Origin of the sequence: Neptuniibacter sp. CAU 1671, from assembly GCF_029222905.1 — a bacterium.
Taxonomy (GTDB): domain Bacteria; phylum Pseudomonadota; class Gammaproteobacteria; order Pseudomonadales; family Balneatricaceae; genus Neptuniibacter.
Genome location: NZ_JARHUE010000002.1, coordinates 169,514 through 183,671, shown reverse-complemented (window position 1 = coordinate 183,671; position 14,158 = coordinate 169,514). Strand labels below are relative to the sequence as shown.

Here is a 14,158-nt window from a genome sequence, read left to right as displayed (position 1 = left end):
GGTCTATTTCAGACGGCGAATCCGCTCTTGCGGACTGATTACATCAGTTAGACGGATACCGTAACGATCGTTGACGACAACCACTTCGCCATGGGCGATCAGCGTTCCATTGACCATTACATCCAGCGGTTCACCCGCCACCCGGTCCAGTTCAATAACCGAACCCTGCGTCAGCTGCAGCAGGTTACTGATGGGAATATCGGTCTGGCCCACTTCCATTGACAGGGTCACCGGAATATCAAGGATGACATCCAGTTTGGGGTCCGCGACGGGTTTACCCTCATCCTTCAGTTCAGCCAATTGCACCTTGTCCTGATTGACACCGGTGGCCTTTAAAAGCTCATCAGGATCGATCTGCTCGCCTGCATCATCGCCAGTCTGCTCTTCCAGTGCCGCAGCCCACTCATCGGCCAGCGCCTGTTGATCCAGATCTGCATCATCACTCATGAATCACACCTTCTCTCCCCTGCAGGGTTATTTACGACGAACAACCTGATTTTGAATTTTTAACGCCAGATTGCCACGTGACTGACCGAGTTTACAGGTAAACACCGGCACCTTGTTGGCTCTGAGCTCAAAGGTCTCCGGCAGTTCAACCGGAATAATATCACCGGCTTCCAGCTCTAGCACATCCCGCAGCGTCATCTCCTGACGGGCAATCGACATCTCCAGCGTCAGATGCGCCATCAGAATGTCACGCTGCAACGCGGTCTGCCAACGCTCATCACGCTCATCTTCACTGCTTTGAAAACCGGACACCAGCAGATCTCTGATCGGTTCCAGCATCGAATAGGGCAACGCCACATGAAACTCACCGGAACCCCCTTCAAGGTCTACCTGAAAGGAACTGACCACCACAACCTCCGTCGGGTTGATAACGTTAGCCATAGCCGGATTCATCTCATGACCAATATGCTCAAACGACAGGTTTTTAACCGGCCGCCAGGCATCTTCGAGATCAAGGAAAAATTGTTCCAGGGTTTTCTGGATCAGCCGGGTTTCAGTGGGGGTAAATTCACGCCCTTCAATTTTGGCATGACGACCATCGCCACCAAAGAAATTATCCACCAGCTTGAACACCAGCTTGGCGTCCATAATAAACAGACCGGTGCCCCGCAAAGGTGGCACCCGGATCAGGTTCATACTGGTCGGAACATAGAGAGTATGGATGTAATCACCATACTTCATTACCTGAACGCCACCCACGGTCACATCTGCTTCACGACGAAGCAGATTAAACAGACTGATGCGGGTATAACGGGCAAAACGCTCATTGATCATTTCGAGCGTTGGCATACGGCCACGAACAATGCGTTCATGGCTGGCAAGATCGTAAGGGCGGACCTCACCGTCGTCGAGGTCATCTACCGATTCTGAGGTATCGACATCGCCATCATCAACACCGTGCAACAGCGCATCGATCTCATCCTGGGACAGCAGATCTTTGACCGACATCTAGGCTACACCCTCCAGCAGACCCATCGACGACATCATTGCATCACAAAGTTAGTGAATAGAATGGTTTCAACACCCGGCTTTCCGATTTTTTCCTGCATAATCTCGCGGACCAGATCCGTTGCATCCTGACGCAACTTAATCTTGCCCTCGACGGTTTGCAACTGCTCAAATTTCTGGGTCGAAAACAGCGTATTCAACCGCGATACAATCAGCGGCATATGCAGGGTCAGCGCCGCATCCACATCGGAGTCACGGCTTTTCGCTTCTACATAAGCCTGCATATAGTGCGGCCGCTGATCCAATGACTGCAACGTGACCACAAACATCGGCTTGCCTTCTTTGGTACGCACCTTGGTATAGATCGCCTCAGCTTTTTCCGGCGTAGCTGCAACCTCTTCCGCGGCAGGCTGATCATCACCGAGCAGGAAAAAAGCGACCGCAGCGCCACCGCCACCTACCAGTAACACACCCACCACCAGTGCAATAATCAACACCAGCTTGGACTTTTTCTTACCCTCTGCGCCTGTTTCTTCGGTGGACTCGTCAGCTTCCGCCATTACCCAAATACCTCAGCCTGTTACGCGGCGATTCATTCCCAACAACCGGCCACAGACCGGCATACTTTGCCTTACTATAACACACTGATTTTACGGCTGAACAACGTAAAAACCTCAAGCGGCCGGTTAAACCCGGTCAGGCATAATAATCCACCAGATTAACACTCTGAGCGCCGCGCATTGGCGGCTCATCAGCATCATCCATCGTCAACTCGCCGCCACCGCCGATGCCATAGGAGCGTTCAGCCAATTGTTGAGCAGACTCACCACGGCGATCACCCGATGACTGGTCCGATACCGAGGAATCCTGTAGCGCAAGTCCCTGTTCTGCAAACATCTCACGCAGCCTTGGCAAACTCTGTTCAACCGCATCACGCACATGCGCATGGGGCGAAGAGAAACTCAGGCTGACCTGATCCTGATGCATATGTACACGAATATGCAGCGATCCCAGCTCAGGCGGATCCAGACGAATCTCGGCTGTGCGCGCACCATTCGCCACCAGCAACATCGCTCGCTCACCCAACGCATTCTGCCAGACCGGGGTATTCATCCGCATCTGATTCGGCATCATCAGCGTTTGCTGTTCTGTCAGCACTTTTTGCGTCTGGGTTGGCTGGGATATACCTGCAGCGTTATAGGTTTCAGAACCCGTCAAGGGTATTGCTTCAGCCCGCTGTTGCGAGGACTGGGTATCAGCCCCCTGCCGTAAAGCCGCCACACTGCGCAGTAACGCCTGACTGTTTTCCAGATTGAGTTCCAGTTTTTTCCCCAGGGTTGGCAGCGGCGCTGGCTCGCTGGATGGCGCGGAAGCTTCAGTTCGCCCGCCTCGCTCACCCGAAGTTGGGTTTGCAGTATTTTCATCAACCAGTTGCGTCACCGCGGCGGAACGATTCTGTGTTTTCAGAAGATCTACTACCTGAGTAGAAACCGCTGCCTGGGCCTCACCCTCGGCAGGTACCGCCAACACAGCACTGTGCAAAGCCGCCTGCGCATTCGCTTTAGTGGTCAGGGCCGCCACGGCCTGTTCTGAAGCATGCAGATGTGCTTTGGAAGGACGCTCCTTCATTTGAACAGGAGCCACATCTTCACTGATTTCATCGGCACTGCCATCGACCAAGGCCTGAGGCTGCGACTGAGGCAACACAAGTTCCGGCGCATCCTCACCACTGATCGAGCTGTCTTCAGCCGCCTGAAGTGTTTCCTCATTCTCAGGAGCAGCAGTTACAACCACCGGCTCTTCTTCAGCCACTGCCGTATCGTCAGCGAGCTGCTCAACAACCGGGTCTTCATCAGCAACCGTGGCAGTGCCTGCATCAACCACCACAGGAACGGGGTCCGTCTGCGGCGGCGCTTCATCTGCCGCTACAGACACCGCTTCAGATTCACTCAGTACTTCTGATGACGAGGTGACCGGCTCTGCCTCAGCAATCATATCTTCGGACAGCTCCGTCACCGCCGCATTGAGCTGATCCGTGGTTGATGCCTGATTTTGTCCGGCCTGTTTCAGCAGCCGGGCGATCTCCGCCGCCAGCCCGGCCAACTCATCAGCGCCATCAGAACCCTGCTGCTCCAGCATCGCAGCCAGCTGCTCAAGTTGCTGCTGAACCAGCTCCGGGGGCGCTGCCTCCGTTAACGGCAAAGCTGCGCCTCCCGTCGGCAACATCTGGCCGTTGGGCAGCACACCAGGAAGCTGACCTTCTGCCACCATCTGGTTGAGTAAGGTACCAAAACTGTTGACCAGATCTGTGGCCGCTAAAGCCCCGCCCTGCTGGGGCTGAGCCAGCATAGACAGATCAAGTGAAAGCAAACCGCCAAGTGCGGGCAGAGAGACTTGCTGATTCATTGCCGTTTCCCATCTGACAAACCTGACATGAACTCAGCAAAAAGAAGGCCAACTGTTTAAAATCTCAACAGTCAGTTTTTAGATGTAATCCGGACGGTGCAATTGAGCTCTTTCATCAAGCTGTTTTTGCAAGATTTTTTCCTGTTCAGCTGCTTCAGACTTACGCACCTGATCGGTTAATTTTTCAATGCCTTTGAACTTGGCAAACATCGCCTGCCAATGTTTTTCTACCGCTTCCAGCTCTCTTTTTTGATGTTCAATGGCCTGAACCTGAGTTTGTCTTGCCGCTTCCAGTTTCTGGATAAATGCCTGCTGGGTCTGCAGCTGAGCGCCGGTCGCACCCTGAGCATTAACACCCAGATACATCTGCCGGTACTCAAGCAGGTAGCGATCCAGCTGTGCAAGCGTCGCCTGACTTTGGGCCAGACTCTGACGGCTGTTCGCCAGAAACTGGTCCGCCTGCTGCCTTTTCTTTTCAGCAAGACTCAGCACCAGTTCCAGACGTTTTGAACGTTGTCCCATACGTTATGCTTTACCCTGCTCTGATTCCGGAACCACAGCTGGCATCAGTACATTCACCAGATGCTGCAGCGATTCCATCAACGGTGTTTTCTCATGCATACCCTGACAGAGAAAACCACGCACCGCCGGCAGCGCATGCATAATAAAATCGGTGTCAGGATCACTGCCTTTCAAATAGGCGCCAACATTAATCAGGTCTTCATTCTGCCGGTAACGAGATAACTGACGTTTAAACCTCAGCGCAGTGGCCAGATGCTCAGGCGCCACTATCTGCGGCATTGCACGACTGATAGAGGCTTCTATATCAATGGCCGGGTAATGCCCCTGCTCCGCCAGTTGCCGTGATAACACCACATGACCGTCCAGAATTGCCCGCGCAGCATCAGCCACCGGGTCCTGCTGATCATCACCCTCTGTCAGTACGGTATAAAATGCCGTGATCGAACCACCACCGGATTTACCATTCCCGGCACGTTCGACCAGCTTAGGAATTTTAGCAAACACAGAAGGCGGATAACCTTTGGTGGCCGGAGGCTCACCCACCGCCAGGGCAATCTCACGCTGCGCCTGGGCATAACGGGTCAGCGAATCCATTAGCAGGAGTACGTTTTTACCCTGATCGCGAAAATATTCCGCAATCCGCGTCGCCAACTGGGACGCGCGCAGACGCATCAGCGGTGAATCATCGGCCGGAGATGCCACCACCACCGAGCGTTTCAGACCTTCAGCCCCAAGGCTGTGATCAATAAATTCTTTCACCTCACGGCCTCGTTCACCGATCAGGCCAACGACGATCACTTCCGCTTCGGTAAAACGGGTCATCATACCCAGCAGCACCGACTTACCCACACCACTGCCCGCAAACAAACCCATGCGCTGCCCTCTGCCGACTGTCAGCAGGGAGTTTATGGCACGCACTCCGACATCCAGCGTCTGCTGAATCGGCGCACGCTGCAGTGGGTTAATAATCTCTCCGGCGAGGGAAACTTCCGCTTCAGGCTGAAGGGGGCCAAAACCATCGATTGGCTTGCCCACACCATTCAGAATACGGCCCAGGAGATTCATACCTACCGGCACGGCCCCAGCCTGATGACCGGCAATCACCCGGGTACCCGAATGCAGACCATCAATGGGATAAAGCGGCATCAGATAAAGCCGGTCACCGGAGAAACCAACCACTTCAGCTTCAATCTGACCGCCCTCAGGCCGCTCGATAAAACAACACTCGCCGACAGCAGCCTTGATACCAACAGCTTCCAGCGTAAGACCAATCATGCGGGTAATGCGCCCATACACCTGAGGGCGAGAAGGCTGCAGCTGGATCGCTGCATGTGCTTGCAGGCGTTTAAGCAGATCCGTCATCAACGGCATCCGCCCTGGCATTAAGATGCGTCAGCAACTGATCAGCCACCTGAGAAAAACGTGATTCAACTTCGTGTGTGACCAGACTGTTGACTGTTTTAAGTCGAAAACCGCCGGGGGTTAACTGTTCATTCGCCACTAACTGCAGACCGGCAGTCAGCGTGTCACTGAGATGTTTGGCCCACTCAATATCCTGCGGATGCAGCGTCAACTCTACTTCCCCAAGCGGCTCTGGAATCTGGGAAATCGCGTCGCGAATCGCATTGGCGATAACCGTGGGCCGCGTCGCCAACTCATGTCCAACAACCGTTTTTGAAACCTGCAACACCAGATTAAGCAGCAGGGTTTCCAAACTGGATTGTTGCTGACTGATCGGCGTACTGAGCTGCTGAATCATGCCTTCCAGCTGAGCCATACGCTGCTTAATTTCGTTTTCACCCGCCGAGAGTCCGGCAGCATAACCCTGGTCCTGACCGGTTTTCAGCCCCTCGGCACGACCCTCTTCAAGACCACGGGCACGGCCTTCTTCAAGACCCGCTGCCAGACCTTCAAGACGGGCATTTTCACGAATACTTTCCAGCTCGGTCAGGGTGACACGATCCTGCCTGAACTCCTCTTCAGTCACCCGTACTGCGATTGCCCCATCCTGTCGCTGCAGACCCACGCTAACCGGCGAGCTGATATCCGGCAGGTGCCAGCCTTCGACTGCACCGGCATCAGCTGCGCGTATTCGCTTGTATTTATTATCTTCTTGGGACATCACGTTACAGAGACACACTGTCAGGAAGGTTAGATCACACCGAAACCGGCCTTAGATATCTATACCCGATAATGCCAGAGGACGGCGGATCAGACCATCTCTTCGCCACCGCCACCCAGCATAATTTCACCCGCATCAGCCAGACGCCGGGCAGCCGCCAGAATTTCTTTCTGCGCTGCTTCAACTTCGCTGACACGTACTGGTCCTTGTGCCTCAAGGTCATCACGCAGCAACTCTGCGGCACGTTTAGACATGTTGCGGAAGATTTTTTCCTGCAACTGAACATCGGCACCTTTAAGCGCGATAACCAGCATATCAGTAGAAATTTCACGCAGAATGGTCTGGATACCGCGATCATCCACATCAATCAGGTTGTCAAAGACAAACATCATATCAGAGATGGTGTTGGCCAGATTTTCATCGACTTCACGAATCGCATCCATCAATTCAGCCTCAAGAGTCGAATCAATGAAGTTCATGATATTAGCGGCAGATTTCACACCACCCAAGGTAGCTGTACTGGCACCACCCGCGCCAGCAAACTGACGTTCAAGAATATCATTCAGCTCCTGCAGCGCCTGTGGCTGAATACGATCCAACGCCGCCACACGCATCAAAATATCAAGGCGGACTTTATCATCAAAACAGGAGAGCACACCGGCAGCAGCATCCGGCTCAAGATAAGCAATCACCACCGCCTGAATCTGCGGATGTTCGTAACGAATGATTTCACTGATCTGGCGCGGGTCCATCCAGCGCAGGGTATCCAAACCGGAGGTATTGGTACTCAGCAGAATTCGGTCCAGCAACGTCTTGGCTTTTTCTTCACCCAGCGCCTGATTCAGCATGGCGCGGATATAGACGTCATTATTGATACCAATACCGGTCTGATCACTCACCAGACCCAGAAAGTCCCCCACTACGGACTCAACCCTGGACTGCGCCACATTATTCAGTTGCGCCATAGCCTGGCCGATCATCTGGACCTCTTTAGGGCCCATATGCTTGAGGATTTCGGCCGCATCCGCTTCACCCAGACTGATCAACAGAATGGCTGCTTTTTCTATGTCGGCAAAGCCTTCTTTTTTGGCCTCATCGCTCATCAACGGTAACCCACTGCTTTACTGCCTGCGCCACCCGGGCCGGGTCTTCTGCCACCATACTGCGAATTGCGTTCAGCTGATAATCGAAGCTTTCGTTAGGCGTTGGCAACAGATCATCATCACTGCCGAAGGTCACCTGATCCGAAGAAAACTCACCGCTTTCAAGACCTTCCAGCTCAGCAGAGACATCACCTGCAGAACCAAGACCGGCGACACGACCAGAGGTACCAGACACGGCCAGATTGCGCATGATTGGACGCAGCACACCAAACACCAGCAACAACACAAAAGCCACCGCCAGTAACTGCTTACTCAGATCCCAGATCCACTCCTGTTTCCAGAACGGAAGGTCCTCGACCACAATCGGCTCTTCAACCACAAACGGGGTATTCACTACGTTGACACTATCACCACGCAGGGCCGAGAAACCCACCGCGTCCTGCACCAGAATCTTCAGCCGCGCGAGTTCGTTGGCATCCCACGGCGCCCGACCAAGCTCACCACTGGCCGGATCAACACGAGAAAGGTCGTCCACAACCACGGCTACCGTCAACCGGCGAATCTTACCCATCTGGTGTTTGGTATAACTGATGGTGCGATCGACTTCGTAATTACGCGTTGCCTGCTTACGGGCCGACTCAGGCTGACCAGCAACGCCCTGCCCACCTGCTACAGCATTGGCAATTTCAGGCACAGAACTTGGACCCGGCGGCTGATTAGACAGCGCCCCCGGTACACCTCCCGCCGCATTAGCGCCAGAGCGGGACTCTTCCAACGTCTGCTCACTGCGCAGCGCTGGCAGATCGGGATTGTAGAGCTCGTCGGTTTGTTCGATGGCGGTAAAATCAACATCGGCAGAGACTTCTGCACGGTATTTACCCATGCCGACTACTGGCTGCAGGATACTGTTCACCCGGTTAAGCAGGGTTTCTTCCAGACTACGGGTGTACTCCAGCTGTTTTGCCGCCAGCACAACATCTACATCTTTATCGCGGTTATTCAGCAAGCGACCTTTTTGATCGACGACCGTGACATCTTTAACGTCAAGCTCAGGCACACTGGTTGCGACCAGATTAGCGATTGATGCCACCTGATCCGGCTCCAAACGACGTCCGGAAAACAATTCAAGGAACACAGACGCTTTGGGACGGCGGGTATCACGCACAAAAGCGGACTCTTTAGGGATAGCCAGGTGAACCCGGGCGTTACGCACAGCAGTGATACTGGATATAGTCCGCGCCAGTTCCCCCTCAAGACCGCGACGGTAACGCGCGGTCTCCATAAACTGACTGGTACCGAGACTTTGCTCCTGATCCAGAATCTCAAGCCCTACGGTTTTGTCAGCAGTAAAACCTTCTGCTGCCAGCTTGAGCCTGGCCTGATGCACATACTCTTCCGGCACCAGAATCGCCCGACCCGTTGCATCAAACTGATAGGGCACATTGAATAACTGCAGCTGCTCAATAATCTGGTTCGCGTCAGAAAAGTTAAGATTGCTGAATAGCACCCGCTGCTCAGGCTTCTGAGACCAGAGCACCACTGCAAAACCGATTGCCACACTGGCCGCCAGACCCACCATAAGGCCCAACTGCCGAACAATACTCAGACGATTGAAACCAAGTAACGGGTTGCCGCTCAGGTTTGCATTTTCAGCCACGGTCTATACGCCTCCGTCAGATCGACATTTTCATGATGTCTTCGTACGCCGTTACCAGTCGGTTACGGACCTGAGTCATCGCCTGAAAGGACACTGACGCTTTTTCGGCACTGAGCATCACCTGCGGCAGATCCACCATCGGATCACCACGCTCAAACGCCTCTGCCAAATTTTTGGCGGTTTTCTGTGCATCATTTACCTGATCCACAACATTTTTGAGGATCGAACCAAACTCGGTCCTTTCAACCGACTGCGGCCCTGCATTTTGCGGGATAACATGGGAAGGCGTTGACGATGAAGCCTGTACCTGTGACTGAATTGCCCGCATCTGGGCCAGTACACTGTTAATATCTGCTCGATCTACCATCACACTCACCAAAGCGGCAATTTATTGACATTATAATTGGCCAACCTTGCTCTTCAACCCAAAAAACCATCAAATTCGTCATTTTTTTGGCTAAAAAGCAAAAATAAAACACCAGCCCAAGTATAAAATGCAAAAAACGGGCCATTGCCCGTTTGATTTTTGACGATTTGGTAAATTAGTAATCCGCTTCCGGTGGCTCGCCGTATTTTAACCTGAGGAACATAAGCGCAACTGTCAGCGCATCACCAATAGCGGTATGGCGTTCCATCATCGGAATATCGAGTTTTCTGGAAATAGTATCAAAACGCAGATCAACATTACCGCCGATTGATTTCCATTTAATGATGTCATGGTAGACATGAGAAAGCTCAATCGATTTGTTAGGCAGCCCGAAGCCATAACGCGGACGCAGGAATTTATCCAGCATGCGGATATCGTAGTTAACGTAATACCCCAAGATCGGACGGTTACCCACATAGTCGAGTACCTTCTCCAGCGCTTCCTCCATTTCGATACCGTCCTCAAGATCCGTTTCACGCAACTTGTGAATCTTGATCGACTCGCCATCCAGCGATTCAGGGGGTTTTAACTTAAGATCCAACCGGTCACTGGTGATCACGCGCCGGCCTTTGATCTTTACCGCGCCTATGGAAATGATCTCACCTTTACTGACATCCAAATTGGTGGTTTCGCAATCAAGCGAAACAATCTCATCACCATCATAGGGTTGAAACAGATGTGCATAAGGCCCCGTCTTATGCTGATAGCGGTCTTTAATTTTCTGAAACGTTCTTGGAATAATCATTCTCAGTTCCCCAAGTGGTACCTGAGTTCAAGGTGCTTCTTAAACTTTTTCACCACATGCAGCGCATCACGCAACAGGTCACGCTCCATTTTATTGAGCGCCTGCAGCTCAATGGTATTCGGCGTATCATCCCGGCCATCATTACTGGCCTCCATTCGTTTGATCTGCTGATTCAGTCGCAACTGGATGAACAGACTCAACGCTTCTGACAACTCCCGGCCAAACTCAGCCTTGAACACATCCTGTTCTACCAATTCCTCAATACGCGCAAAGGTATTGGTGGTTTTTATACGGCATTCCAGCGCAATGGTTCTGATGCCATGCACGATGGGGAAAATACCGCCCTTTTTAATATCCAGCTCACCCTTGTCTTTCAGGTTGCCAAAGAAAGTCAGCGGCGTATCAAACTCCAGCGAAGCCTTGGCGAAGTGCGAGAAAAACACATCATTATTGCGCAAATGGCGCATAAACCAGTTGCGGCTCGCTTTAAAGATCGCCGGATTACCTGCCACGGGTTTCGCATCCACAGCGATCGCCAGATTCATCTGCGCTTCACCATCAAATTTTGATGCCCAATCCGCCAGCATGCCGGTCCACTGACTTAAAGACTTCACCCAAGCCGGATTCGATACCATGATATTGCCCGGACAAGGCGGAAAACCAAAATCAATCAGCGTCCGACTGAAGGTATTCAGCGTGTCCTGCATGCCGGGCCAGCCGAGACCATCCCGATAGATGATGGCGTTATCCTGGTCCGTCTTCATGATCTGCTCACCACGCCCTTCCGAACCCATCACCAGCAGACAGACATGAGGCTGCATATCTACCGGAATGATCAGATCAAACAGCTTGGCAATAATCCGGCCATTCATCGCCGCTAACAGATCCATGGCAAAGCGCGTTTTTACACCATGAGATACCAGCGCCCGGATCAGATCATCCAGTCCAAATGCCGCTTCTTTCAGATCCTCTATTGTCTGCGCACGTTCTATACGCAAACCAATCACATGAGAGTGACTTGAGAAATAACTCAGTACATCCGTCAGCTCAACAACACCACTCAGGATGTCGTACTGCATCACCACCAGCCGCTCAATCTGCTGTTGCGTCATCAAAATCAGCGCATTAAACAGATAATCTCCGGGCTTGATCGTGATCAGTCGGTAGCTTGCAATATCAGCAACCGAGGTGGACAGCGGCATCTCCCGCACAATGACAGCATCCAGCAGGTCAGTTCCGGTCACCATGCCATAGCGGTTACCTTTTTTGACCAACAGACAATCCGCTTTCTTCTCACGCATCAACAGCGTGGCTTCACGGATCGAGGTTCCCTCAAGGATGATCACCGGATCACGCACCAGACTGTCAGAGACCCTGGCCAGCATAAATTCGGCCATATCCTGATCACCGCCATGCTGCGCCACAATCTCAGATTTAGCACTGAGGTTCTGCTGAAAATAATCCGCAAACAGACTGTTACTGGACATCAGATCCAGCAGCGTTTTGGTCGGAATCAGGTGACAGATAGTCTCCTCTTCCGCAATAAAGTTATGGATCGCGCGGCCGCGAATCGCAGACCAGGCGCCAAAATAGTCTTCGTTGGTGTAGTGCACAAATACATGCTGGGTAGCCTCTTCACCCGGCTGAAACACTTCACTTTCGCGAACCCGTCCTTTCAGAATAACAAACACCCCTTCAGGCTCTGCTCCCGCCGCCAACAGGGTTTCGCCCTTCTGGAAATAGCAGATATCCATGCTGCTGCCGAGTAGTTGCTGCTCAGACTCATCCAGCAAACTAAAAGGCAGGTTTGTCATTTTGAAAGAATCAGCCATTCGACCTCCCAATCAAGATTAAAAAAGGGCGCACCAACCTACGCTGGGCGCCCTTATCAGGCATATCTAATCTCAGTGCTTAGTGGGCGTGAGCCGAACCAGCACCGCGAGGGATACGCAGGTCTTCAACAATATCCTGGATTTCCTGTGGTGGCTCAGCAGTTGCCAGAGAAACCACAACACCTACTACGATGTGCAGGATAGCACCTACAGTACCGAAGCCGCCTGGAGAGATACCCATGAAGTATTCAGCAGGAGTACCGCCAGCGAAAGCGAAGTAGTACATGTAAGCCATGGTAGAAACCAGACCAATCAGCATGCCTGAGATAGCGCCTGCAGAGTTGTGACGCTTCCAGAAGATACCCATGATGATGGCTGGGAATACGGAGGCACATGCCAGACCGAATGCCAACGCCACTACCTGAGCCACGAAGCCTGGAGGGTTAATACCGAAGTAACCTGCAATGATAATCGCAACGATGGCTGCCAGACGGGCATACATCAGTTCCTGCTTATCGGTCAGATTAGGATTGATGGTTTTCTTCATCATGTCGTGAGAGACAGCTGTAGAGATAACCAGCAGCAGACCCGCCGCAGTAGACAGTGCTGCAGCAACCGCACCCGCCGCAACCAGAGCAATTACCCAGTTTGGCAGCTGAGCGATGTCCGGGTTAGCCAGTACCATGATGTCACGGTCAACATACACTTCGTTAGCAAACGGCTGTTTAGCTGCATCAAAACTTGGATCAGTCAGGGCGTTGTCAGTCAGACGCTCGCCGTTGACACCACGACCTTCGATGAAGTTAGGTTTGCCTTTACCGTCGAATGCTTTACCCGCAGCGTACTGTACTTTGCCGTCACCGTTACGATCCTGCCAGCCCAGCAGACCGGTTTCTTCCCAGTTCTTGAACCAGGATGGCATTTCAGTGTAAGCCGTACCGGTGTTGTCGGCGCCGTTCAGAGTCTGGATCAGGTTTACACGACCAAAACCAGCTACACCTGGAACCGCAGTGTACAGCAGCGCAATGAACACCAGCGCATAACCTGCAGAGATACGCGCATCTTTAACACGTGGCACAGTGAAGAAACGTACGATTACGTGTGGCAGACCCGCAGTACCGCACATCAGCGCAACCGTCAGACAGAAGATATCCAGAGTCGACTTGGTACCCGCAGTATATTGTGCAAAACCAAGTTCCATGGACAGTTTATCCAGCGTCGCCAGAACTGACATGCCGCTATCCAGGGTTGCGCCCAGACCCAGCTGAGGCAGGATATGACCAGTCACCTGAGAAGACAGGAAGAACGCAGGAACAGTGAACGCCAGAATCAGTACTACGTACTGAGCAACCTGAGTGTAGGTAATACCTTTCATACCACCCAGTACGGCGTAGAAGAATACGATCGCCATACCGATGATAACGCCGGTATTGATGTCAACGTGCAGGTAACGGGAGAACACGATACCTACACCACGCATCTGACCCGCCACGTAGGTGAAGGAGATGACGATGGTACATACAACCGCAATGGTACGCGCTGTAGTGGAGTAGTAACGGTCACCGATAAAGTCAGGCACAGTGAACTTACCAAACTTACGCAGGTAAGGCGCCAGCAGCAGTGCCAGAAGCACGTAACCACCGGTCCAGCCCATCAGGTAAGCAGAACCGTCGCGGCCGATGAAAGACACCAGACCGGCCAGGGAGATAAACGATGCAGCGGACATCCAGTCAGCAGCAGTCGCCATACCGTTAGCAATTGGTGGTACACCGCCGCCTGCAACGTAGAATTCTTTAGTGGATCCAGCACGAGCCCAGATCGCGATTGCGATATAGAGAGCGAAGGAACCACCGACGAACAAAAATGTTAATACATCAAGACTCATAGCA

At 52.6% G+C, this 14,158-nt stretch carries 13 protein-coding genes; all 13 read right to left on the bottom strand.

Annotated elements, in window-relative coordinates; all coding sequences use genetic code 11:
- Positions 1-3 precede the first annotated feature (3 nt).
- Positions 4-447: a flagellar motor switch protein FliN gene (gene fliN, locus P2G53_RS04790; protein ID WP_275814587.1), complete on the bottom strand. Its 444-nt coding sequence runs from the start codon at positions 445-447 to the stop codon at positions 4-6.
- A gap of 27 nt (positions 448-474) precedes the next feature.
- Positions 475-1,455, bottom strand: a complete 981-nt coding sequence (fliM, locus tag P2G53_RS04785) for a flagellar motor switch protein FliM (RefSeq protein ID WP_275814584.1) — start codon at positions 1,453-1,455, stop codon at positions 475-477.
- Positions 1,456-1,490: 35 nt separating this feature from the next.
- Positions 1,491-2,015, bottom strand: coding sequence for a flagellar basal body-associated FliL family protein (locus P2G53_RS04780; RefSeq protein WP_275814581.1), 525 nt, complete (start codon positions 2,013-2,015; stop codon positions 1,491-1,493).
- 136 nt (positions 2,016-2,151) lie between these two features.
- Positions 2,152-3,861: a flagellar hook-length control protein FliK gene (locus P2G53_RS04775; RefSeq protein WP_275814578.1), complete on the bottom strand. Its 1,710-nt coding sequence runs from the start codon at positions 3,859-3,861 to the stop codon at positions 2,152-2,154.
- Positions 3,862-3,939: 78 nt separating this feature from the next.
- Entirely contained in the window at positions 3,940-4,383 is a 444-nt protein-coding gene (fliJ, locus tag P2G53_RS04770; protein ID WP_275814575.1) for a flagellar export protein FliJ, read from the bottom strand.
- A 3-nt stretch (positions 4,384-4,386) separates the two neighbouring features.
- A complete protein-coding gene (gene fliI / locus P2G53_RS04765; RefSeq protein WP_275814572.1) occupies positions 4,387-5,745 on the bottom strand; it encodes a flagellar protein export ATPase FliI in 1,359 nt (452 codons plus the stop codon).
- Positions 5,729-6,505 carry a FliH/SctL family protein gene (locus tag P2G53_RS04760; RefSeq protein ID WP_275814569.1) on the bottom strand — a complete coding sequence of 259 codons (777 nt, stop codon included), beginning with the start codon at positions 6,503-6,505 and terminating at the stop codon, positions 5,729-5,731. The genes fliI and P2G53_RS04760 overlap by 17 nt, the downstream gene beginning before the upstream one ends.
- Before the next feature lie 89 nt (positions 6,506-6,594).
- Positions 6,595-7,608 (bottom strand): flagellar motor switch protein FliG, encoded by a 1,014-nt coding sequence (fliG, locus tag P2G53_RS04755; protein ID WP_275814566.1) that lies wholly within the window; start codon positions 7,606-7,608, stop codon positions 6,595-6,597.
- Positions 7,598-9,265, bottom strand: coding sequence for a flagellar basal-body MS-ring/collar protein FliF (gene fliF, locus P2G53_RS04750; protein ID WP_275814564.1), 1,668 nt, complete (start codon positions 9,263-9,265; stop codon positions 7,598-7,600). Before fliF ends, fliG begins: the two co-directional genes overlap by 11 nt.
- A gap of 16 nt (positions 9,266-9,281) precedes the next feature.
- Positions 9,282-9,632 carry a flagellar hook-basal body complex protein FliE gene (gene fliE, locus P2G53_RS04745; protein WP_275814561.1) on the bottom strand — a complete coding sequence of 117 codons (351 nt, stop codon included), beginning with the start codon at positions 9,630-9,632 and terminating at the stop codon, positions 9,282-9,284.
- A 175-nt stretch (positions 9,633-9,807) separates the two neighbouring features.
- A complete protein-coding gene (locus P2G53_RS04740) occupies positions 9,808-10,437 on the bottom strand; it encodes a 3'-5' exonuclease (protein WP_275814558.1) in 630 nt (209 codons plus the stop codon).
- Between the two features lie 2 nt (positions 10,438-10,439).
- Positions 10,440-12,269: a putative nucleotidyltransferase substrate binding domain-containing protein gene (locus P2G53_RS04735; protein ID WP_275814555.1), complete on the bottom strand. Its 1,830-nt coding sequence runs from the start codon at positions 12,267-12,269 to the stop codon at positions 10,440-10,442.
- A gap of 79 nt (positions 12,270-12,348) precedes the next feature.
- On the bottom strand, positions 12,349-14,154 hold the full coding sequence (locus tag P2G53_RS04730; RefSeq protein ID WP_275814552.1) for a sodium:solute symporter family protein: 1,806 nt from the start codon (positions 14,152-14,154) through the stop codon (positions 12,349-12,351).
- Positions 14,155-14,158: the final 4 nt, after the last annotated feature.